Annotated in this window: 22 protein-coding genes; 7 read left to right on the forward strand and 15 right to left on the reverse strand. The window is 49.4% G+C overall.

The features are described from left to right. Positions 1–445: 445 nt before the first annotated feature. The 7 genes from VT06_RS08780 to VT06_RS08810 all read right to left on the reverse strand — a co-directional run bounded on the left by VT06_RS08780 (position 446) and on the right by VT06_RS08810 (position 6611). Positions 446–883 carry a pilin gene (locus tag VT06_RS08780; RefSeq protein WP_046553918.1) on the reverse strand — a complete coding sequence of 146 codons (438 nt, stop codon included), beginning with the start codon at positions 881–883 and terminating at the stop codon, positions 446–448. A 287-nt stretch (positions 884–1170) separates the two neighbouring features. Next, positions 1171–2040 (reverse strand): aminotransferase class IV, encoded by an 870-nt coding sequence (locus VT06_RS08785; protein WP_046553919.1) that lies wholly within the window; start codon positions 2038–2040, stop codon positions 1171–1173. Positions 2041–2268: 228 nt separating this feature from the next. Next, positions 2269–3126: a glutamate cyclase domain-containing protein gene (locus tag VT06_RS08790; RefSeq protein ID WP_046553920.1), complete on the reverse strand. Its 858-nt coding sequence runs from the start codon at positions 3124–3126 to the stop codon at positions 2269–2271. Further along, positions 3126–4076 carry a biotin-dependent carboxyltransferase family protein gene (locus tag VT06_RS08795; protein ID WP_046553921.1) on the reverse strand — a complete coding sequence of 317 codons (951 nt, stop codon included), beginning with the start codon at positions 4074–4076 and terminating at the stop codon, positions 3126–3128. Before VT06_RS08795 ends, VT06_RS08790 begins: the two co-directional genes overlap by 1 nt. Next, complete coding sequence (pxpB, locus tag VT06_RS08800; RefSeq protein WP_046553922.1) at positions 4073–4765, reverse strand: 5-oxoprolinase subunit PxpB; 693 nt, start codon at positions 4763–4765, stop codon at positions 4073–4075. The genes VT06_RS08795 and pxpB overlap by 4 nt, the downstream gene beginning before the upstream one ends. After that, a complete protein-coding gene (locus VT06_RS08805; protein WP_046553923.1) occupies positions 4762–5487 on the reverse strand; it encodes a 5-oxoprolinase subunit PxpA in 726 nt (241 codons plus the stop codon). The genes pxpB and VT06_RS08805 overlap by 4 nt, the downstream gene beginning before the upstream one ends. 227 nt (positions 5488–5714) lie before the next feature. Next, entirely contained in the window at positions 5715–6611 is an 897-nt protein-coding gene (locus VT06_RS08810; RefSeq protein ID WP_046553924.1) for a LysR family transcriptional regulator, read from the reverse strand. A gap of 120 nt (positions 6612–6731) precedes the next feature. On the opposite strand from VT06_RS08810, the gene metE reads away from it, so the two are divergent. Further along, positions 6732–9050, forward strand: coding sequence for a 5-methyltetrahydropteroyltriglutamate--homocysteine S-methyltransferase (metE, locus tag VT06_RS08815; RefSeq protein ID WP_046553925.1), 2319 nt, complete (start codon positions 6732–6734; stop codon positions 9048–9050). A 55-nt stretch (positions 9051–9105) separates the two neighbouring features. On the opposite strand, the gene VT06_RS08820 is transcribed toward metE, so the two are convergent. After that, positions 9106–9891: a putative hydro-lyase gene (locus VT06_RS08820; protein WP_046553926.1), complete on the reverse strand. Its 786-nt coding sequence runs from the start codon at positions 9889–9891 to the stop codon at positions 9106–9108. A gap of 256 nt (positions 9892–10147) precedes the next feature. On the opposite strand from VT06_RS08820, the gene VT06_RS08825 reads away from it, so the two are divergent. The 6 genes from VT06_RS08825 to VT06_RS08850 all read left to right on the forward strand — a co-directional run bounded on the left by VT06_RS08825 (position 10148) and on the right by VT06_RS08850 (position 16362). Continuing rightward, positions 10148–11236, forward strand: a complete 1089-nt coding sequence (locus VT06_RS08825; protein WP_046553927.1) for a sulfate/molybdate ABC transporter ATP-binding protein — start codon at positions 10148–10150, stop codon at positions 11234–11236. A gap of 18 nt (positions 11237–11254) precedes the next feature. After that, a complete protein-coding gene (gene cysP / locus VT06_RS08830) occupies positions 11255–12274 on the forward strand; it encodes a thiosulfate ABC transporter substrate-binding protein CysP (RefSeq protein WP_046553928.1) in 1020 nt (339 codons plus the stop codon). A 2-nt stretch (positions 12275–12276) separates the two neighbouring features. Beyond that, a complete protein-coding gene (gene cysT / locus VT06_RS08835) occupies positions 12277–13122 on the forward strand; it encodes a sulfate/thiosulfate ABC transporter permease CysT (protein ID WP_046553929.1) in 846 nt (281 codons plus the stop codon). Next, positions 13119–13949 carry a sulfate/thiosulfate ABC transporter permease CysW gene (gene cysW, locus VT06_RS08840; RefSeq protein WP_046553930.1) on the forward strand — a complete coding sequence of 277 codons (831 nt, stop codon included), beginning with the start codon at positions 13119–13121 and terminating at the stop codon, positions 13947–13949. The genes cysT and cysW overlap by 4 nt, the downstream gene beginning before the upstream one ends. A 203-nt stretch (positions 13950–14152) precedes the next feature. After that, entirely contained in the window at positions 14153–15160 is a 1008-nt protein-coding gene (locus tag VT06_RS08845) for an isopenicillin N synthase family oxygenase (protein WP_046553931.1), read from the forward strand. Positions 15161–15201: 41 nt separating this feature from the next. After that, on the forward strand, positions 15202–16362 hold the full coding sequence (locus VT06_RS08850) for a PLP-dependent aspartate aminotransferase family protein (protein WP_046553932.1): 1161 nt from the start codon (positions 15202–15204) through the stop codon (positions 16360–16362). 8 nt (positions 16363–16370) lie between these two features. Here VT06_RS08850 and recG read toward each other — a convergent pair whose 3' ends face one another. From recG to VT06_RS08885, 7 genes are all read right to left on the reverse strand, one after another. Next, positions 16371–18467 carry an ATP-dependent DNA helicase RecG gene (recG, locus tag VT06_RS08855; RefSeq protein WP_046553933.1) on the reverse strand — a complete coding sequence of 699 codons (2097 nt, stop codon included), beginning with the start codon at positions 18465–18467 and terminating at the stop codon, positions 16371–16373. A 93-nt stretch (positions 18468–18560) separates the two neighbouring features. After that, entirely contained in the window at positions 18561–19400 is an 840-nt protein-coding gene (locus tag VT06_RS08860) for an ABC transporter substrate-binding protein (protein ID WP_046553934.1), read from the reverse strand. After that, positions 19400–19792, reverse strand: coding sequence for a RidA family protein (locus VT06_RS08865; RefSeq protein ID WP_046553935.1), 393 nt, complete (start codon positions 19790–19792; stop codon positions 19400–19402). The genes VT06_RS08860 and VT06_RS08865 overlap by 1 nt, the downstream gene beginning before the upstream one ends. Positions 19793–19796: 4 nt before the next feature. After that, positions 19797–21917, reverse strand: coding sequence for a bifunctional GTP diphosphokinase/guanosine-3',5'-bis pyrophosphate 3'-pyrophosphohydrolase (gene spoT / locus VT06_RS08870; protein WP_046553936.1), 2121 nt, complete (start codon positions 21915–21917; stop codon positions 19797–19799). Positions 21918–22033: 116 nt separating this feature from the next. Next, positions 22034–22309, reverse strand: coding sequence for a DNA-directed RNA polymerase subunit omega (rpoZ, locus tag VT06_RS08875; protein WP_046553937.1), 276 nt, complete (start codon positions 22307–22309; stop codon positions 22034–22036). 48 nt (positions 22310–22357) lie between these two features. Next, positions 22358–22990, reverse strand: a complete 633-nt coding sequence (gene gmk / locus VT06_RS08880) for a guanylate kinase (protein WP_046553957.1) — start codon at positions 22988–22990, stop codon at positions 22358–22360. A gap of 79 nt (positions 22991–23069) precedes the next feature. Further along, positions 23070–23546, reverse strand: coding sequence for a DUF4442 domain-containing protein (locus VT06_RS08885; RefSeq protein WP_046553958.1), 477 nt, complete (start codon positions 23544–23546; stop codon positions 23070–23072). Positions 23547–23564 lie beyond the last annotated feature (18 nt).

Below are 23564 nucleotides of genomic sequence, written 5' to 3' on the forward strand. Positions count from 1 at the left end.
ATCTGACCCCAATTTTGAAAGCGTGGTCGGCCAAAAGCAGGTGGTAAAGGTGGCTAGAGGGAAGGGCAGGTAATTTTGTTCTGACCCCAATTTTATTGGCATATTTAGCAAACTAAATATGCAGTAAGCACTTTAAACAGTAATTGGCAAAGCGGGTCAGGCCAAAGGAGGGTGGTAAGGGTGGTTAATTTTATTTCAGGGTGATGCACTATCGGATGGATCAGGCGACTCAATTAAAGTGATTGATGTTTGTGTAGATAAGAGGGAAGGGCAGTTAATTTTAATTTTGTTCTGACCCTAATTTTACCAATTTTATGACCCCAATTTTACTCAAGACAGTATCTGACCCCGATTTTACAATTAGCACAATCTTTAATTTTATCTGATTCTAATTTTAAATAAAAAGCCAGCATAAGCTGACTTTTTTTTATCAAGTAAGTTTAGTTTATGGGGCTGAGCGACAATTTGAAGGACGATACTTCTGCGCTAGATCACCGCCAGCACAATCCCATTGGATTGACGAATCTGGTGGCGTGCCGACTGCTAAAACTGGATCTGGAGTGAATATAATTGTACCACCACCTGCTCTTGCTGTGAATGTTACAGTAATAAGACCAGCATCAGAAACATCAACATCAGTTACGTTGTCAGAGGCAACCGGTGCTTCAAACCCCAATGCAAATGCTTGGCCGTTTGCTGCATTTTCAGTTACCACTGTACGTGCAGCAGCTGCTGCAACCATACCTTCTGCAACTCGAGCTCTGATAGTATAATCTTGATAAGCAGGCAGTGCTACTGCTGCCAAAATACCGATAATCGCTACCACGATCATTAATTCAATTAAGGTAAAACCTTGTTGTTTTGCACGTTGTAAATTAATCATTTTGTATCTCCTGAGGGGTTTTATTAGCCTTTCAGCTACTGACTATTTTGGTTATTTTTCAGTCCAGCGCAAGCGCTATGTTAATAAATGCCCAAATAAATTATAAGTTATTAGTTTTTAACATAAAATATTTTTTCCGGCCCGCAAGAGGCCATTATTTATATAGTACAAAGGTATTAGTTATTGCCGCTAATTTCACCCGCCACCCGCCATTCAACCGCAAAAACGGTGGTTTGACCCCAGCACAGGCCCAGCCAAACCCTACATTTGACCCCCTAAGGTGGTTCTTACTCATCATACTTATGAGCGCTAAATAACTGTTGGGCGGCTAGCCATACGTTACCTATTTCGCCAGTGCCTACGCTATGCTCGTTTACTTTTAGTACCGGGGCAATTTCTTTGCTGGAGCTGGTTAACCAAATTTCGTCGGCGTTAAATACCTCTTGCTCGCTAATATCGCGCTCTTCTACTCGCCAATTACTGTGCTGGCGTAAAATATTTAATAGCAGCAACCGGGTAATGCCGGGTAGCAGCTTGTTGGTAAGTGGCGGGGTGGCGATTATGCCGTTTTTAATAACAAACACGTTTACGGCGGCGCCTTCGGTTAGGTTGCCGTTTTTATCAAATAGCAGTATTTCCTGAGCGCCATTGGCATAAGCCTGCTGGTAGTGCAATACATTGCCAAGTAATGACGTTGATTTTATATGGCAGCGTTGCCAGCGCAGATCTTGCCCCGTTACTACGGTGTAGCAGGTGGCCTGGCTTTTGTCGGCAACGGGCTCGGGCGCGATGGCGAAGGTGTAGGCAAATACCGTGGCGCGAATATTGGCCGGAAAGGCGTGGTTGCGTTTGGTGTCGGCGCCGCGGCTAACCTGAATATACACCGCCAGGTTCGCGCTATTAGGGCTGCTGTTGTTTTCAGCCAGCAAGCGATGGGTAATGGCTTGCCAGTCGGCCAAATTAAGGCCCGGATCTATCGACAGTTGCGCCAGGCCGTCTTGCATGCGTGAAATATGTGGAGCAAAGCCAACAAAACGGCCGCCATAGCTAGGGATCACTTCGTAAATGCCGTCGCCAAATAAAAATCCGCGATCCATTGGTGATATTTTGGCTTGCTCGGCTGGGATAAAGTCGCCATTTAAATACACTATGCTCATGCTGCTCTCATTTTAAAAACGGTTGTACGGTTACAAGATGCTGGAATGAAGTACTGAAACTGAACCGACTTACCCACGCCAACACGCCGTGAATACATCCCTGTAGGCTCGTTTATAAACTTCATCCATGAAGTTTACCCTACGGGCCAGCGAAGCTGTTCAAATGTGCTCCCGGCGTATTTGTCCGCCCGTCCAGGGCTGCAACGGTTGGCTTAGGGTAAGCCGGTTCTATTTCTGGTAAATCGCCACAATCTTTCGTAAATCGGCAATAAGTTGCTCGCCTTCGGTATGCGCCAGGCCATCTTCGGTTAAGGTATTTAGTCTGGTTACGCCATCAACACTGCCGTGGGCCGATAAAAACTGCAAAATAGCCAGCGGTTGGGCAGTGGCCAAAAAATCATGGCCTTGCAATGCCGACACCATGGCTATAATACCCCAGGCGGCCCAGTTAGATACATCGGCTACCACTAATTCGTCGCATTCAGTTACCGCCGGGGTAATGTTGAGTTGGCCAAGCACTGCGGCCACATTGCCCATGCCAATTTCGTTGCCGCCATCGCCAATACCAATAGTGGGGCAGCTGGCTTGGTTTAAAAAATAATCGAAACTGGCACAGCGCCCGGTAATATCTTCACCGCGCATATTGGCATAGCGGCCGGTGGCAGTGAAGCCGGGGCGCTCAATAGCGATAACCAACTGTGGCTGTAACTGTGCCAGGGCTGTTGTGGCAATGCCGGCCAGATTTTGTTGCTGGTTAACGGTTATTTGATAGGTATTATAACGGCTGGCCAGCACCTGACATAACGGGTTACCACTAACCAGTATTGGCCTGGCGCCCAGTTGCTCTAATAATTGATACAGCGCAATAGCGCCTACCGGGCCGTCGGTTTCAAAGGTATCGAGCACCGGAAAACCGGTACCAATTAATACGGTGCCACGGCATTGGTTAATTAACCGCGCCGCGCGCAAAATATAGCCGGGGCGTAAATGCGCTTTTAACGTTGCCATACCACGTGGGTTTTGCCGCACTAATAATTGTTCTATTTGCTTACTAATGGCCAGATAATTAGCTTGAAATGTGCTCATTACAGACGGCCCAGTTGGTGGCTTATGGCATCGGTGTACACTTTCGCTAAGCACAGCGCATTATGTGCCTGCTGTGGGTTTATTGGGGTAAAATAAACCTGTGTACCGGCAACTGCCTGGGCTAATAACGCGCAATCGAGTGATAACACCGCCCCTATTTTAGGGTAGCCGCCTAAGGTTTGACGATCGTTTAATAATACTATCGGTTGGCCATCAGGCGGAATTTGTACCGCGCCATAGCATATGCCTTCTGATAATAACTGGCTTTGCTGACAATGAATGGCGCTGCCACTGAGTTTATAGCCCATACGATCTGCCTGAGGCGTCACGTTATAGCTATTAAGATAAAAGCGCTGGCGCTCTGCTTTGCTAAAGTTGTCAGCCTGATACCCTTCGACCAGTCGCAGTGTCAGAATGCTGTTAAATATTGGCCGATAGGCGAGGGCTAATTGTTGTCGCGCCAGTGTGTTTACTGCCGGGCATGGCAGCAGATCACCGGGTTGTAGTTTATTGCCGTTAATACCACCGATGCTTTCGCGCAGTACGGTAGCGCTGCTGCCAAACTGCGTTGCCACGTTAAAGCCACCGGCCACTGCCACATAAGCGCGCAAACCCTGGCTTACCATACCAAGCTCAATAACATCACCTTGTTGTATTTTATGCACCGTCCATTGTTCAGCAGCGTTGCCGTTAATGCTAAGTGGCAAGGTTGCGCCGGTAACGGTAAAATAACTGTTGGTGTTAGCCTGCAGTTGCAAGCCGCCAACGCTACATTCAATTAATGTGGCATTAGCCGGGTTGCCCAGTAGTCGGTTGGCCCAGTTAGCAGCGGCGGCATCCATTGGCCCGCCGGTGGTTAGCCCCAGGGCGCCCTGGCCAAAGCGGCCGTTATCTTGCAGTAAACTTAGCACGCCTGAGGCGATAACCTTAACGCCATTAACGCCACTCATATTTCACCGCCTAAGCGCAAAAATTCGGCCTTATCTATTGCCACAAAGCGCACTTCGTCACCCACGGCTACCGGCATTACGGGCTTGGTGTGGGGGTTAAACATTTTAACAGGACACAAGCCAATTAGGTTCCAGCCACCGGGCGATTGTGCCGGATACACGGCGGTTTGCCGGTCGGCAATGGCTACCGCACCGCGTGGCACTTTGGCGCGGGGGGTGGCTAAACGCGGCATTTGTAATAGTGGGTCTACTTCACCTAAATAGGCAAAGCCAGGTGCAAAGCCAATAGCATACACCCGATAACTTATGGCCTGATGACGCTGAATTACCTCGTCAATACTAATATTTTTAGTGTGGGCGATCAGCGCTAAATCGGGCCCACTTTCTTCACTGTAATACACCGGAAGCTCTACCCGCTTGCCGCTGTGGTTTTCGCCGTTTTGCAGCTGTTTAAGGCAATGCTGTAGCTGTGCCTGTATACGATAGTGATCAGTTGTAAGGGGGTTAAATATAACCAGTACAGAGGCATATGAGGGCAGCAGATCTATCACGTCGTCGGTAAGTTCAGCGCGAATAAGCAAGCAAGCTTGTTGCACCAGTGCTGAAATGGCCGGGTCAATTCGCTGGTCAAAATACAGCATCAGGGCGTTTTCACTGGCAATGGTAAGATGATACTGCGCTAGGTTCATACCAGTAACGCCCGAATTTGTTGCACCTTTGCAATAGCAGATGGGTTGTCACCATGTACGCACAGGGTGTCGGCATTTAGCGCCAGCCGCTGGCCGCTGTCGGTGGTTACGCTGCCATCGTTTAGCAACTGGCTAACCTGTGCCAGTACCTCATTGCCATGCAGTACTGCCCCGTGTTGGCTGCGCGGGCTAAGTTTGCCGTCATTGGTGTAGCGCCTGTCGGCAAAGGCTTCAAATATAAGTTCAACCTTAAGTGCTGCCGCCTGTTGCTGGTAACTTTGGCGGTTGTTATCGGCCAGCAGCATCAGTTGCAGTGGTTTATGATAGCTGGCAATGGCTTGTAAAACTGCTTGCCACACCGCCGGTTTGCTCATCATATCGTTATATAAGGCACCGTGCGGTTTAACGTAGCTTACGCTGGCGCCCTGACACTGCGCCATGCCATCCAGTGCGGCTAGCTGATAATGAATAAGGTTAATAATTTCATTATGCGAGCATTGCATACTGCGCCGGCCAAAGCCGTTTAGATCAGGGTAGGCCGGATGCGCACCAATTTGCACGCTATGTTGCCTAGCCAGTTGCAGGGTGCGCTGCATTACATCGGGGTCGCCGGCATGAAACCCACAGGCAATGTTGGCCTGATCAATAAACGGCATTACCTGGCTGTCGAGGCCCATGGTCCAGCTGCCATAACTTTCGCCTAAGTCGCAATTTAGTTTCATGCTGCCTCCTGAGGCGATAGCGCTATAGGTTATCGTTATTATAATAAGTTACCGTTAGTATAAAGCGTGGCGGCTACTAACGTATTCATTTTGCTTGCTTGTGTGGCAATAGTCTAGGGCGGGTTAACGTTTACTGATTACCGGCGAGCCAATAATAGCGCAGGACATTAGTGCGCCGCCCATTGCATAGCCATTTTTATTAACCCCGATGCTCTTAGCCTCGGTGCTTAATCCGGATGCTGAGCATGGTTTTTTGCCAGCGTAATAAAGGTTTGAATATGCTTATTTTGCTGCTCTTGCTTACGATACCCCACATAAATATGTTTATGAATGCCGCTGTCGCCCAGGCGAATAACGGTAATGGGCAGGGTTTTAGCGTAGTCCAGTGCCAGCCATTTTGGCATGGCGGCAACACCGCGGTTGGCCGCGACCATTTGCAAAATAATATCAGTAGATTCCAGCGTTTTATGCCGTGCAGGCATGCACTGTGCCGGCAGTAAAAACTGCTGAAAAATATCCAGCCGCGCTGTTTCTACCGGGTAAGTCAGCAATACCTGGTCGCTTAGCTGTGCCGGGGTTACGTGGCTTAAGCCATTAAGGTTATTGTGCCGGCTAACAACCAGCACCAGCTCGTACGGAAATACCGGTTCAAACACAATGCGTTCTTTTTGAATGGGGTCTGGCGTTATTAGCAAATCAATATCAACATTAAACAGCGCCGCCATGCCGCCAAACTGAAAGCGTTGTTTTACGTCGATATCTACCCCAGGTGATTGCGCCAAAAACGGCTGCACCACTTTTAGTAACCACTGATAGCAAGGGTGACACTCCATACCTACCCGCAAGCTGCCTTTTTCGTTATTGGCAAACTGGCGCAAGGTGTCGTCTATGCGCTCAAACTGCGGCAGCAGGCGGTTGGCTTGCTCTAGCAGGTAAGCACCGGCTTCGGTTAAGCGGATATTACGGCCATCTTTTAACCACAAATTGATATTACACTGCCGCTCCAGCTTTTTCATGGTGTGGCTTAGTGCCGACTGGGTAAGGTTTAAGCTGCCGGCGGCGGCGGTTAACGAGCCCCGCCGGTCTATTTCGCGCAAAATGCTCAGGTGAATTTTTTCAATCATGCGGTTACCTATATGGCTATGTATGAGAAACATTCATGTATATATGAAAATATACCATTTTTAATCATCAGTTTAATCACTTACATTTAGCCATCTAGATAGCTAATTAAGGGTTAAATAATGACAGCAGCAACGGTAAAGGTAAAGGCAAAAAGTATTACGCTACATAATTTGGGTTTTCCGCGCATTGGCAATAAGCGCGAATTAAAATTTGCGCAGGAGAGCTACTGGAAAGGTGAAACTAACGCTGAGCAACTGCTGGCGACGGCGGCGCAGCTGCGCCGTAAAAACTGGCAATGGCAACAAGGGCTTGATTGGGTGCCGGTAGGCGATTTTTCGCTGTATGACCAGGTGCTGGACACCAGCTTTGCACTGGGTAACCTGCCAAAGCGGGTAGCCAACTTAAGCGGCAGCGAGCTGGATAACTATTTTCGCGTTGCCCGGGGCCGTTCGGTCAACGACAGCGCTTGCCAGTGTGTGCATGCCGGTGAAATGACCAAATGGTTTGACACCAACTACCATTATATTGTGCCGGAAGTAACTGCCGACACTACGTTCAGCCTGAACAGTGAGCGGCTGTTAGCGCAACTGGCAGAAGCCAAAGCGCAGGGCGTTAACGCTAAACCGGTGATTATTGGCCCGGTAACGTATTTGTGGCTGTGTAAAGAAAAAGACGCCTCGGATCGCTTAACCTTGCTGGCGCAATTGCTGCCGGTATACCAGCAGTTATTGGCTGAACTGGCAGAAGCAGGTGCCGACTGGGTACAACTTGACGAGCCGGTATTGGTGACCGAACTGGATGCAAACTGGCAAGCGGCTTTCGCTATTGCTTATCAAGCGCTGGCGAACACGGTGCATAAGCACCCGGTGAAACTGTTGCTGGCAACCTATTTTGGTACCTTAGCCGATAACCTGACGCTAACCGTTAACCTGCCGGTGGCTGGCATTCACTATGACGCCGTGCGCGGCCGAGCCGAGCTGCCTACTCTGCTGGCGGCCTTGCCAGCAGATAAAGTGTTATCGCTGGGGGTAATTGACGGCCGTAATATCTGGAAAACCGATTTAACCGCTACGCTGGATTACCTGCAACCGTTGGTTGCCGATTTAGGTGAGCGTTTATGGCTGGCGCCGTCGTGCTCTTTGCTGCATGTGCCGGTCGATTTAGCCAACGAAGAAAAGCTGGACGGCGACATTCTCAGTTGGCTGGCGTTTGCGCGACAAAAACTGGCTGAACTGCTGCTGCTGGGTAAGGCATTAAACGACGGGCGCGACAGCGTAGCGACAGCGCTGGCCGACAACGTTAAGGCCGTTAACAGCCGGCGTAATTCTACCAGGGTGCATAACCCGGCTGTAAAAGCCGCGGTTAACAGCATTACCGCCGCGCAAGGCAAACGCGTAAGCGGCTATACCGAGCGCGCAGAAAAACAAGCACAGCACCTGCAATTGCCGCTTTACCCAACGACGACTATTGGCTCGTTCCCACAAACAAAAGCAATTCGTCAGGCGCGGCTGGCGTTTAAAAAGCACAGCATTAGCCTGGCTGAGTACCAAGCGAAAATGAAAGCCGAAATTGAGTATTCGATACGCGAGCAGGAAAAACTCGGCCTGGACGTACTGGTGCACGGCGAAGCTGAACGTAACGACATGGTAGAATATTTCGGTGAGCAGCTTGAAGGCTACGCCTTTAGCCAGTTTGGCTGGGTGCAGTCGTATGGCTCGCGCTGTGTTAAACCGCCGATTTTGTTTGGCGATATTAGCCGGCCACAGCCAATGACAGTAGCCTGGATTACATTCGCCCAGTCGTTAACCGACAAACCAATGAAAGGCATGCTTACCGGCCCGGTAACCATTTTAAACTGGTCTTTTGTGCGTGACGATCAAAGCCGGCGGCAAAGCTGCCTGCAACTGGCGTTAGCGGTAAGGCAGGAAGTGCAAGACTTAGAAGCCGCCGGGGTTAATGTGATTCAAATTGACGAAGCGGCGCTGCGCGAAGGTTTACCGCTGCGAAAAGCCGACTGGCAACACTATCTGGACTGGGCGGTAGAGGCATTTCGGATCAGTGCCAATGGCGTAAAAGATGAAACGCAAATTCATACCCATATGTGTTATTCCGAGTTTAACGACATTATTGCTGCTATCGCTGATATGGATGCCGATGTAATCACCATTGAAACCTCGCGCTCCGACATGGAACTGCTGGACGTGTTTGAAGAGTTTGCCTACCCAAACCAAATTGGCCCGGGCGTATACGATATTCACTCGCCCAATACGCCAACCCAGGCGCAAATTATTAAGCTGATGCAAAAAGCCGCTGAGCGCATTCCGGCGCAGCGGTTATGGGTAAACCCCGATTGCGGCTTAAAAACCCGGCAATGGGCTGAAGTAATACCGGCGCTGCAAAATATGGTGGCTGCGGCTAAGGCCCTGCGCAGCGCGTAAGCACGGTTGTAGTAACAGACAAAAGCCGGTGGGGAGCCTACCGGCTTTTTTAAAGCTAAAACACCGCCAATTTACTGTTGGCTAAATCGGTTACCAGCATATGGCCCGGGCTGTGGGTAATGCAAAAATCTAGCTTGGCATTGGCTATGGCTACTTGCGGGGTAACACCGCAGGCCCAGAACACCGGCACTTCGCCCGGTTTAATGCTTACTGCATCGCCAAAATCAGGCTTATTTATATCATTAATGCCAATAGCGGCCGGTTCGCCAAAATGCACTGGCGCACCGTGTACTTGCGGAAAACGACTACATATTTGAATAGCGCGAATGGCATCGGCGGGTGTCATTGGCCGCATACTAACCACCATACCACCGTAAAAAACACCGGCCGGGGTGCAAGCGATGTTGGTACGGTACATTGGCACGTTGACCTTTTCAGTGATATTACGAATTTCCAGGCCGTCAGCCAGCAACGATTCTTCAAACGAAAACGAGCAGCCAATTAAAAAGGTCACTAAGTCATCGCGCCAGATATCACGCACGTCGGTTACTTCATCTGTTAGCTGGCCGTTGTGAAAAACACGGTATTTTGGTAAATCGCTGCGTATATCTAGCTCTTTCGCCAAAGAGGGCATATCGATAGCGCCGGGTGTAGCGGCCATGCCCAGCAGCGGGCAGGGCTTGGGGTTAAAGTGGCAAAACTGCAGAAAATCGGCGGCGTACTGCTTGGGTAAAATAGCCATATTAGCCTGCACAAAACCTGGCGCAAAACCCGAGGTATTACCGCTAAAGGCACCACTGCGACACTGCTGGCGTAACTGGTAAGGGGTAAGTACTGACATATTCCATCCTGCAAGTCGGTATAGCAATCTAGTGTACTTTACTGCAGTAGCATACAACAGTGCCAGCAACAGGATTGATAATGCGAAACGGTAATATTTTTCATATATTCGTTTTTGATATATGCAATCAATAATGGCTATTTATTAGTTATTTAAGTTGCGCTTATGATGCTATATCAAACCGTGTGATTAGCCGGTTGTTAAAGCAGTTACTTTTTCACCAGTACCCTCAGCGTTACAACAGGACTAACAGGTTATGAGTATCCGTATTGAACAGGTTAATAAACGCTTTGGCGATTTTGTTGCGCTAGAAAAGGTAAACCTGCAGATAAAAACCGGTGAGTTAACGGCGCTGCTCGGGCCATCTGGCTCGGGTAAAACCACGTTGCTGCGGATTATTGCCGGTTTAGAGCAAGCCGATAGTGGTCGTATTCACTTTAATAACGAAGACATTACCGGCCAGCATGTGTCTGAACGTGGCGTGGGCTTTGTGTTTCAGCATTACGCGCTGTTTAAACATATGACGGTATTTGAAAATGTTGCTTATGGTTTAACGGTAAAACCAAAGAAATTTCGGCCAAATAACGCTGAAATTAGCAAAAAAGTGCATAACTTACTGCAACTGGTGCAGCTGGATTGGACGGCCGATCGTTTTCCGGCGCAGTTATCTGGCGGCCAGCGCCAGCGCATTGCGTTAGCCCGGGCGTTAGCGGTAGAGCCGAAAGTATTATTACTAGACGAGCCTTTTGGTGCACTTGATGCCAAGGTACGGGCCGAGTTACGGCGCTGGTTACGCCGCTTGCATGATGAAATACAGGTTACCAGTGTTTTTGTTACCCATGATCAGGAAGAGGCGTTTGAAGTGGCCGACCGTATAGTGGTGATGAATAAGGGCGCGATAGAGCAAGATGGCACGCCAGAGCAAGTATATGACACGCCGGCGAATCCGTTTGTGTACGAGTTTTTGGGGAATGTAAATTTATTCCGGGCTAAGGTAAAGCAAGGGCAAACCACCATTGGCAAGGTGCAGTTGGCTTCACCTGAGCACACTAACGGCAAAGAGCAAGACGGTTTTGCCTACGTGCGACCGCACGAGATTGACGTGTTAATTGCACCTTCCAGTGATGCATTAAAAGTAACAATAGATTTAGTGACCATTGTTGGGCCGCAAGTGCGCTTAGAAGTGCTGACCGTGGTTGAAACCAATAACGACAACAATAACGAGCAGCAGCTTATTCATATTGAATTACCCAAAGATCAGTTTAAAGCATTACAGCTACACCAGGGCGATATGGCCTGGATCCAGCCACGTTACAGTAAAGTCTTCCTTGGCGAAGGCATTTAATTTAAGGAGCTACTATTTATGCATTATTCTAAAAAGCTGGCATTGCTGTTAGTTACGGCGTTGCTGACAACCCCACTGTTAAGTTCACCCGCTGCGGCGAAAGAGCTTTTAAATAGCAGCTATGATGTTGCCCGGGAACTGTTTGCTGAAATTAATCCGCTGTTTATTGCCCATTACCAGCAACAAACGGGCGAAACACTGTCTATTACCCAGTCGCACGGCGGTTCGTCGCGCCAGGCGCAGGCTATTATTCAGGGGCTACGTGCCGATGTGGTCACGTTTAACCAAAGCACCGACATTGATATTTTGCACCAGCGCGGTAATTTATTACCGGCAAACTGGCGTGACCGGTTGGCCAATAACAGTTCGCCTTATTATTCCACCATGGCCTTTATGGTGCGTAAGGGTAACCCGAAAAACATTAGCAGTTGGGCCGATTTAACCAAGGATGACGTCGGGTTGGTTTTTCCCAATCCAAAAACCTCGGGTAATGCCCGTTATACCTATTTAGGCGCTTATGGTGATGCCCTAGCGCGCTTTAATAACGACGAGCAGCAAGCCCAGCAATGGCTGCAAACGTTTTTAAGCAAGGTAGTGGTGTTTGATACCGGCGGCCGCGGTGCTACCACCTCTTTTGTTGAGCGTGGCTTAGGTGATGTACTTATTACCTTTGAAGCCGAAGTGAATAACATTATCCGGCAGTTTCCGGATCAGCAATTTGAGCGGGTAGTGCCGCCATCCAACATATTGGCTGAATTTCCGGTAACCTGGATAGACCGTAATGTGGCGCGCAACGGCACCGAAAAAGCAGCGAAAGCTTACCTGGAATATTTGTACACTAAAGATGCACAGCAGGTGTTGGCCCGTTACTTTTACCGGGTATACCACCCGGACGTGGTTGCGGCTACCGCAGACCAGTTCCCCGCAACCACGCTATTTACCGTAGAAGACGTATTTGGCAGCTGGCAGCAGGTGCAACAACAACACTTTGCCAGCGGTGGCGTGTTAGATAAATTGTTAGCGCAGGGCAGACGTTAATCGTGACCTTTTATCGCAGCCTTACTAGTAAACGCGTGCTACCAGGCTTTGGTATTAGCCTGGCGAGCAGTTTATTTTTTATTAGTCTGGTTATATTACTGCCCATTACCGGGCTCATTATTCAAACAGCTCAGCTTAGCTGGGCTGAGTATTGGGCTATTATTAGCGACCCACGTGTGGTTGCTACCTACAAAGTAACCGTATCGGCAGCCTTGGTTGCCAGTATTTTCAACCTGTTTTTTGGCCTGTTAATGGCGTGGATTTTAACCCGTTATCGCTTTCCTGGCCGGGTGTTGCTCGATGGCTTAATGGACTTACCTTTTGCCTTGCCCACGGCAGTGGCGGGCTTAACCCTGGCTGCGGTGTTTTCAACCCAGGGCTGGTTTGGTCAGTATTTGGCGCTATGGGATATTAAGGTGTCGTACACCTGGCTGGGTATTGTGCTGGCGATGATTTTTACCAGCGTGCCCTTTGTGGTGCGCTCGGTACAGCCGGTATTAGAAGAGTTTGGCCCGGAATATGAAGAAGCCTCGGCTACCCTTGGTGCCAGCCCGGCACAAACTTTTTTTAAGATTATTCTGCCAGAGCTAAAACCAGCGCTTCTCACCGGCACTGCGCTGTCGTTTACCCGCAGCCTGGGCGAGTTTGGTGCGGTTATTTTTATCGCCGGTAACTTGCCGTGGCAAACCGAAGTAACCTCGTTGATGATCTTTGTGCGCCTGCAAGAATTTGACTATGCCGCGGCCAGCGCGATAGCCAGTGTGGTGTTAATCGCCTCTTTGGTACTGCTGTTTATTATTAATGGTATTCAGCAGCGTTACCAGCATATTACCGGAGGCCCAAAATGAGCCGGACGGGGTTAAATAGCCAGCGGCGCTGGCTAAAACCATTATTGATCAGTAGCGGCGTGGTGCTTACTCTGCTGCTGTTAGTGGTACCGCTTATTTTTATCTTTGTGGCGGCCTTTTCAGCGGGTGTTGGTGGGATCTGGCAAAACCTGACTGAGCCAGACATGCTGCATGCCATAGGTTTAACGTTGTTAGTGGCCGGTTTAACGGTGCCGATTAATCTGGTGTTCGGCACGCTGATTGCCTGGTGTGTTACCCGCTTTAGTTTCCCCGGCCGGCGCCTATTACTAACGCTGATTGATATTCCCTTTGCCGTATCACCGGTGGTGGCCGGGTTGTTGTATTTGCTGCTTTATGGCAGCAATGGTCCGTTCGCCACATTGTTAGACCAGCATGATGTGCAGTTAATGTTCGCCTGGCCCGGCCTGGTGATGGTAACAGTATTTGTGTCTTGTCCGTTTGTGGTGCGCGAGCTGGTGCCATTAATGTCTACTCTGGGCACTGAACAGGAAGAGGCCGCAGTGTTGCTGGGCGCCAGTGGCTGGCAGGTGTTTTGGCATATTACGCTGCCTAATATTCGCTGGGCGCTGGTATACGGCGTAATACTGACTAATGCGCGAGCCGTGGGCGAATTTGGCGCCGTGTCGGTAGTGTCGGGCACTATTCGTGGCCAAACCAACACCTTGCCACTGCACATTGAATTACTGCAACAAGATTACAACACTGCCGGTGCTTTTATCGCTGCGGCGCTGTTAACCCTGATAGCCATAGCAACGTTGGTGGTAAAGGCATTTTTGCAGTGGAAGCTGGCGCGCACTAGCGATTAAACAGCCTGCAGTGTCAAACGCTATTTCAGTGACAGCTAGCTGTTTTACAATAAATAATTTAGCCATCTAAACTTCTTTATTTCCACATATCTAAATGTCTTTATATTCCCGCTTTATATAACTAATAGTTATATAATCCTTCAGTGCCTGCTGTTAAAAGCATAAAATGTGCCTATTGAATAACCCAGCATGGTGAGAACAGTATGACATTATCACTTCCGGTATTAGATTTAACGTTATGGTATGCCGGTGGCGAGCCGCGTCGGCAGTTTTTGACTCAGCTGGGCGATGCGGCACGTGATGTTGGCTTCTTTTATCTTACTGGTCACGGCATTGAGCAAACACAGCAGCAGGCTATTTTGCAACTGGCGGCAGAATTTTTTGCGTTGCCCCAGGCAGATAAAAATACGGTACAAATGCGCCGCTCGCCACACTTTCGTGGTTACACAAAGCTAGGTGATGAATTAACCCTGGGCAAGGCCGATCAGCGCGAACAGTTTGATATTATGGCCGAGCACCATGCGCCGGTGTTGCGAGAAAATGAACCTGCCTGGTGGGGCTTATATGGCCCGAACCAATGGCCTGCGGCATTACCAGAAATGCAACCGACGTTACTACAATGGCAAGATCAGTTAACCGACCTTACGGTAACGTTGCTGCGTGCTTTTGCGCTGGTGTTACACCAAAGAGAAGATGCCTTTGACCATACCATTAAAGACGGCCCATACCGGCATATGAAACTGATCCGTTATCCGGGCCGTACTGCACCTAAGCAGGAACAGGGAGTAGGCGCACATAAAGATCCTGGCTATTTAACCCTGGTGTTGCAGGATGGACAGAGCGGGCTGGAAGTATTAACCGAAAATGGCTGGGTAAGCGCAGTACCTATGCCGGGTGCCTTTGTGGTTAATATTGGCGAGCTGTTAGAGCTGGCATCAAACGGTTATTTGCATGCAACTTACCACCGCGTAGTTAGCCCGCCTGCTGGCGTTGAGCGCCTGTCGTGCGCCTTTTTTATGGCGGCACAGCTTGATGCCACTGTACCGTTACTATCTCTACCTGACGCGTTATCATTACAGGCCAAAGGCCCTGCAAGTGACCCGACAAACCCATTATTTTATCAGGTAGGGCAAAATGTATTAAAAGGCCGCTTGCGCTCTCATCCGGATGTCGCCAAGGCATATTATTCAACTAATATTATTCAACTATGATAAGCGCTGAGCAAAAAACCGCTGTTTAATGGACATAACTAATGAAATTTAAAACCCAATTATTGCACAGTGGCGCGGGTGCCGATGCCCAAACCGGGGCTTTAACCACGCCTATTTACCAAAGCAGTACCTTTACCTATGGCACTGCCGCCGACGGCAAAGCCCGTTTTTCCGGCGAACAGCCGGGCTTTATTTACAGCCGTATGGGTAACCCGACAGTTCAGGCACTAGAGCAACAATTGGCCGTGCTGGAAGGTGCCGACGAGGCACTAGTAGTGGCCAGTGGTATGGCGGCTGTTAGCAGTATTTTTTATGCACTGGTAAGCGCCGGTGATGAAGTGGCCTTTATTGACCCGGTATACGGTGGCACCGCCGCATTTTTAATAAATACTTTAAGCCGCGCCGGCATTACGGTAAGCCGTTTTCAAAGTGATGATGACTTACTGGCCAACATTAACCCGGGCACCAAGCTGGTGTTGTTTGAGCCAATAACTAACCCCAACCTGAAGGTAACAGATTACCGCAAGGTAAAGGCTGCAGCGGCCAAAACCGGGGCGCTAACGATATGCGACAACACTTTTTTAACGCCATACTTATTTAAACCGCTTGAGCATGGTATTGACCTGGTGATGCACAGCGGCACCAAGTATTTAAGCGGCCACGGCGACATTATTGCCGGGGTGGTCGCAGGCAGGCAGCCGCTAATGCAGCAAGTACGTACTGTTGCACTAAAACATATTGGTGCACCGATAGGGCCGCAAGAAGCCTATTTATTGCAGCGTGGTATGCGCACCCTGGCCCTTAGAATGGACGCCCATTTAGCTGGTGCTGCTCAGGTAGCGGCGTTTTTAGCGCAACATCCGGCAGTCGATAAGGTGATTTACCCAGGGTTAACTACCGACGCCGGTCACAAGGTGCTGGCAGAAACGGTCGGCGCCTTTGGTGGTATGGTCAGTATTGAACTACGTGGAGGTTTTGCCCGTGCCGCACGCTTTTTGGATCAGCTTAAGCTGTTTACTCAGGCGGTAAGTTTAGGCGATTTAGAAAGCCTGGCTTGCCACCCCGCCAGTACCACGCATGCAGCGATGGATGCTGCCAGTCGTTTAGCCGCCGGGGTAACGGATGATTTAACACGCTTGAGTATTGGTGTGGAAGATCCCGCCGACCTTATTGCCGATTTGCAGCAGGCGTTACAGGGTTAACTAGGTTTTCAGGCGTTGCCATAAATTTCTTTATTGGCCAGCCAGCGGCGGATAAGTTGCAGGCAGGCCGTGTGATCTTGTTGCTGCTGCCCTTGTTGCCAGAGTGTGGCAGCAAGTTGGCGGGCATGCGGAATAAGCTCGGCATCGCGGCTAATATCGGCAATTTTAAATTGTAACAGCCCGGTCTGGCGGGTACCGAGTAATTCACCGGGGCCACGAATTTCTAAATCGCGTTGAGCAATAACAAAGCCGTCATTACTATCGCGTAATACACTTAGCCGCGCCTGAGCTGTTTTAGACAGCGGCGCATGATACAACAATACGCAGTGTGAGGCCGTATTGCCACGGCCGACCCGCCCACGCAACTGGTGTAACTGCGCCAGGCCAAGCCGTTCCGGATTTTCAATAATCATTAAACTGGCGTTAGGGACGTCTACCCCCACTTCTATTACCGTAGTTGCGACCAGTAAATCAAGTTCACCCTGACTAAACCGGGCCATAATATCTTGTTTTTCAGCGCTTTTAAGCCGGCCATGCACTAAGGCAATATTAAGCTCTGGCAGGGCAATAGCCAGACTGGCGGCAGTATCTTCGGCTGCCTGACACTGCAGCACTTCAGATTCTTCTATTAAGGTACAAACCCAGTAAACCTGCCGTTTGTCTTGCACCACGCCATTACGCACCCGCTGAATAATATCGTCGCGGCGGGTATCGGGAATGGCCACCGTGGTTACCGGGGTGCGCCCTGGCGGCAGTTCGTCGATAATTGAGGTATCTAAATCGGCATAGGCGGTCATGGCCAGTGTGCGCGGAATAGGGGTGGCCGTCATCACCAGCTGGTGCGGATAGATACCCGGCATGCCGCTTTTTTCACGCAGGGCCAGCCGTTGCTGCACGCCAAAACGATGTTGCTCGTCAATAATAATCAGGGCTAGCCGGTTAAAACTAACGCTTTGCTGAAACAGGGCATGCGTACCAACCACCATTTGTGCGCTACCGTCTGCTAGCTGGTGTAGCACCTCGTTGCGGGCTTTGCCTTTGGTTTTACCACCCAGCCAAACCACGCTGATATTGAGCGGTTGAAACCATTTATTAAAATTTACCACATGTTGTTCAGCCAGTAGTTCGGTTGGGGCCATTAACGCCACCTGATAGCCCTGGCCAATAGCGGTTAAGGCCGCTAAGGCCGCCACCAGTGTTTTACCCGAGCCAACATCTCCTTGCACCAGGCGCAGCATCGGTAAGGTGTTGGCTAAATCCTGACGCAGTTCGGCCACAACCCGCAGTTGGGCGCCAGTGAGGCTAAACGGCAGCCTGGCTAAAAAGGTTTGTTCTACTACCGGGTCGTGTTTTAGGGCGATAGCCTGATGTTGCTGGCTTTGGCTTCGCAGCTGAAACATGCTGAGCTGCTGCGCGACCAGTTCTTCAATAATTAACCGTTGCTGTGCCGGATGCCTGCCTTGTTCCAGCAAACTTAACTGCGCATCTGGCGGTGGCCGGTGAATATAACAAAGCGCTTCAGCCAGTGACCAAGGCGAGCTTAACAGGGTAGCGGGTAAATATTCTACCGGTGTGTAACGCTGCAGGTAGTCTAGCGCGGCATCGCTAAGTTTACGCCAGGTAGCCTGTTTAATGCCTTCTGTCGTCGGGTATACCGGGGTTAATGTTTCTGCAACCGACTGCAGTTGCTCGTCTTGTTGTAGCCGATATTCGGGGTGCAGCATTTCAACGCCACGAGAGCCGCGTTTCACTTCACCAAACAGTCGCAGTATTACCCCGGGGCTAACGGCGTTTTTTTGTGCAGCATTAAAATGAAAAAAACGACAGGTTAAAAAACCACTGCCGTCAGACACTTTGACCAGCCAGCTGCGCCTTTTACCAAACTGAATGTCGCTGCTGACCACGGTTGCCTGCACGGTAGCATGGATAGACGGCATTAAATCGGCGATGGGGTAAATACGGGTACGGTCTTCATAGCGCAGCGGCAAATGAAATAGTAAATCCTGAATGCTAGCAATGCCTAGTTTTTCCAGTCGCTGGGCTACTTTGGCGCCAACGCCTTTAATCAGGCTGATGCTTAGGCTGTCCAGTCGGGTCTGCGGCAAAGGGGTCTCGTTAAATAGCGGCCTGTTGCTTTAGTGTAAACCGGGAACGGCTTGGCGCAAAGTATTAATCTGGCCAGCAGGCGTAAACCAGCGCTAGGGTTGTTGTTTTGGTGGGTTTAAGGGTTGGTATTGTTCAGGTGTAAGCATCAGCCGCTGCACACTACCGTCGGCCAGCATGGCCTGCAAATGCTGGCGCAGTAGTGGTTCGAGCGCCGCGTGTTTGCTGTTTTTAGCAATGCCGATATGTACGCTGTTCGGGGCTTTAGCACTAAAATCGAGTGGCGCAATTTTAAAACGGTGTTGATAGCTGCTATTAGCGTTAATGGCCTCAGTAGTACTAATAGTGGGGGCGACTAAACCGTCAATTCGTTGGCGTAGTAGCATTTCTAGCGCCAGCTCAATGCTGTCAACCTGGGTAATATGGCGTGACTCTTCTTCAATAAGCGCCATAGTAGCGGGGTTGAAGAGAAAATGGCGCAAAGTAGCCAGAGTAAGGCTAGATAATTGCACTTTGCTGTCGATTAGGCGTTGATCGGTTATGCGCATAAATAAACTTTCTGCGACGTTGTCGCTGTAAGGAAGTAGCGTCATAAAGGCGCTACGCTCTTTACTGTATCTGAGGTTGCTCATTAAATCGACTTCACCCTGTTGCATTAGCCGTAAGCAGCGAGCCAGGCTGGTTCTCGGGGTAAAGTGCAGGGTAAAGCCTGCCCGCCGGGCTAGCTCTTGCATGATATTAACCGATGGGCCAGAAGGCGTATCGGACAGGTCATACTCATGAAAATGCGGAAAATGATCAAGACACCATATTAGCTGCGGCGGCTCTGCTGCAGACAGGGCCTTATTTACCGGCTCTGGCGCAGCAGCGTGCAGTGGCAGTGCCAGCCAGCAGCTAAGTAACACAACGCGGCGTATTGCCGTTTTTATTAGCATTATTGCGTTGACGGTACTTCCATTACACCGTCTATCTCAATTTGCGCAGCACGCGGCAGGGCGCTAACCTGCACTGCGGCTCTGGCAGGATAGGGCTCGGCAAAATACTCGCTCATAATCTGATTAACCGTAGCGAACTGGCCGAGATCGGTAAGGAAAATATTAACCTTTACCATGTTGTTTAAGGTGCCACCAGCTGCCTCGCATACTGCCGCCAGGTTTTTAAATACCTGGTGTGTTTGCTCAGAAAATACCTCTGAAACCATTTGCATGCTAGCCGGCACTAAAGGGATTTGGCCGGACAAATAAACAGTAGTACCAATTTTAACTGCCTGGCTGTAGGTACCAATAGCGGCGGGGGCGGCTTCAGTGCGAATAATTACTCTGGACATAAATTTACTTCCTTCTATAAACTTTTTGTACGTCTGGCACCACGCGAATTTTACGCATAACATTGGCCAGATGCACCCGGTCTTGCACAGACAAGGTAATCTTAATTACGTATTCGCCAGTATCCCGATCATCTGTCGTCAGATCCTGAATATTGGAGTTTTGACTGGCTATCAGTGTTGTCAACTTGGCCAGTACCCCCTGGCGATTAATAATAAACACTCTGATATCACATAGAAATTGTTTGTCGCTGGTATTGTCCCAGCGAATGGCAAAATACTTAGCCGGATCGCGCTCCCAGCCTTTAATATTGCGGCAATCACTGCGATGAACATTTAAGCCTTTGCCCGGCGTGGCGTTAGCGACAATTTCATCGCCGGGTATGGGCCGGCAGCATTTAGCAAAGGTAACTAACATGCCCTCAGAGCCGACGATAAACGCCTTACTTTTAGGCAGCGGCGAGCTATTTTTGCCGCTGGTGTCATCGGCTTCAAACTCGCCCAGTAAGCGCCTGGCAATGGCTACCGGTAACTGATTACCCAGGCCAATTTCAGTACAGAGGGCATCGAATGATTGTTGATGCACATTTTTCAGTACCTGTTCAATTCGTTCTGGTGCAATTTCGTCTAGTTTAACTTCACCCAGTGCCGAGGTAAGCAACCGTTTGCCCAGGCTAATAGCTTCATTTTGCTGCTGGCGCTTCAAGTAGTTTCTAATACCTAGAATCGCCCGACTGGTAACCACATAGTTCAGCCAATTGGCGTTAGGTTTACCACCAGGGCTGGTAACAATGTCGACGGTTTGGCCGGTTTCCAGCACTTTGCTTAGCGAGTAAGGGCGACGGTCTACTTTTGCACCAACGCAGCGGTTACCTACATCGGTGTGCACGGCGTAGGCGAAATCTACAGCAGTGGCACCTATGGGCAGCTCGACAATTTTGCCTTTGGGGGTAAACACGTACAACTCATCTGGGTACAGCTCTGATTTTACGTTTTCAACAAACTCGTAACTGGTTCCCGCGCTTTGCTGCAGCTCGAGCAGGCTTTGCATCCAGCGATGGGCCCGAATTTGCGCGGTAGTGTCTTTGTGTTCACCATTAGATTTGTACATCCAATGGGCGGCAATACCTTTGTCGGCCATTTCGTCCATTTCGCGGGTACGCATTTGAATTTCGACCGGAATGCCGTGCGGGCCAATTAACGAGGTATGGAGCGACTGATAACCATTTTGTTTTGGAATGGCGATATAGTCTTTAAAGCGTATTTCTATTGGCTTATACAGATTATGCACCAGGCCGAGAATGCGATAACAATTGTCTACCGAGTTTACTACTACCCGAAAGGCGTAGATGTCCATCACATCGTTAAACATTAACTCTTTGTTTTTCATTTTACGGTAAATGCTATACAGATGTTTTTCGCGGCCACTAACCTCTGCTTCAATGCCGGCGTCACTGATGCGGCCACGAATTTCATTTTGAACTTTTTCCAGCAATTCGCGCCGATTGCCGCGCGCCAATTTTACCGCACTGCCCAATGCCCGATAACGCATAGGGTATAACGCCTGAAAGCCTAAATCTTCCAGTTCGTTTTTAATATTATGTATACCTAAGCGGTTGGCGATGGGCGCATATAATTCGAGGGTTTCTTTGGCAATGCGGCGGCGTTTATCGGGCCGCAAGGCGCCAAGGGTACGCATATTGTGGGTACGGTCGGCTAATTTAATTAAAATAACCCGAATGTCCTGCGTCATGGCCATAAACATTTTTTGCAGGTTAGTGGCTTCAAATTCTTGATAATCTTTAAATTTTACTTTGTCGAGCTTACTAACCCCTTGCACCAGTTCGGCTACGGTATCGCCAAACAGCCGGCTTAAATCTTCTTTACTGTATTCGGTATCTTCAATAACATCGTGCAACAACGCCGCCATTAAGGTTTCATGGTCCATGCGCATGTCAGCTAAAATACTGGTAACGGCTACCGGATGCGTTATGTAAGGCTCACCACTAGAGCGGGTTTGCGGGGCATGGGCGTCTCTTGCTACCACATAGGCCTGCTGTACCAGACTAACTTGTTCGGCAGGTAGGTAAGCGGAAACTTGATTTTTCAGGCCTTCAAATAAATACACATACGCTCCCACACTGCGGCAGCAGAATCAAAGTGTGCCGATTAGTTAAGAATATACGTCTAAAACACGCAGTTGCCAACGGCTAAAGCGCCGTTGACACAGTTTGGCAGGGGCTTTTACTGATCAGAGCCAATTATAGCAGCAACAGCGGCCATTTCAGTGGCTTCTTGTTGCATTTGATCGCGACGTTCCTGGGCATCGAGGATGCTATTGGTAATAAAGCCCTGCTCAATTTCGCGCAGTGCTACTACGGTTGGTTTGTCGTTTTCACGATTAACCATTGGCTCTTTGCCTTCAACCGCCAATTGACGGGCACGACGGGCCGCAACCAGTATTAAATCAAAACGGTTACCAATTTTATCTACTGCATCTTCAACTGTTACGCGAGCCATTCGCCACTCCGGTGTATTCAGGTATATTACAAGACCCAGCAGTTTACGCTATTTTGCTGGTTTCGCCAATAGTTGTTGCATTAGCTGTTGCTGGCGGCTTCGTTGTGATGACAGGCTGTTGCGCTGGCATAACACAATGTGGGTCAGTTCGTTTAAGGCCTGATTAAACTCATCGTTAATAATCAGGTAGTCATATTCGTCAGCATGCTGCATTTCACTTTGCGCCTTGGCCATACGTTTATTGATAACCTCGCGGCTATCCTGATCCCGCGTTACTAAACGTTGCTCTAGTGCTGCCATGCTGGGTGGCAAGATAAAAATACCCTTGGTGCCGGGCGCCTGTTGGCGAATTTGCCGCGCGCCTTGCCAGTCAATGTCGAGCAACACATCGATACCCTGGCGCAAATTGCTAACGATGGCACTACGTGAGGTACCGTAATAGTTACCGAATACTTCGGCCCATTCCAGAAATTCGTTTTCGGTAATTAATGCTTTAAATTGCGCCACGCTAATAAAATGATAATGGACACCGTCTTGCTCACCCGGCCTGGGTGACCGGGTGGTATGTGACACACTGACCTGCATATCGCTATGGTGTTGTAATAAGGCATTTATTAATGACGATTTGCCGGCGCCACTGGGTGCCGACACAATAAACAAGTTACCACTGAGCTGTTGCATTAATTTACTCTGATGGGCCACAGGCCAAAACCATAAAAGGCAATGTTAAACTGTCCACCGTTATGGTGCAAATTTACAATTAGCGTTTTGGTTTAGCTTTTATGGACAAGGTTAACGTAAACACTGCCATGGGCTCATCTCCATACAGGCTGGGGCAGGTAACCACCACATTTACCGGTTTATTAATGCGCTCACCGCTGGCCAAAGATTGGTCTAACATGTCATCAATTATGGCGCCATCGTTGCTGGTAAAGTGCACTTTGGCTTCTGGGCGTTTTAAAAACTGTCCTTGCACATCTTTAAACGCAAAATTCGCATTAATGCCACGTGCTCTGGCTTTGGAAAATACCAGAAAAGCACCGGCTAAATCGGCGCCAATGGCTAACGCCCCAAAATAGACACTACCCAGATGATTTTTTGTGCGCCAGCTGTGCGGCATGGTCACTTCCAATGTGGTGCTATTCATCCGGACGATTTTTGGTGAACAAAAACCAATTAATGGAATATAGCGCCAGGCAAATAACTTTAGGCCCCAATTAGCCTTAAATAACGACATGGTAAACTCTTTCTGTAG

The organism is Arsukibacterium sp. MJ3 (assembly GCF_000987765.1).
Classification (GTDB): domain Bacteria; phylum Pseudomonadota; class Gammaproteobacteria; order Enterobacterales; family Alteromonadaceae; genus Alishewanella.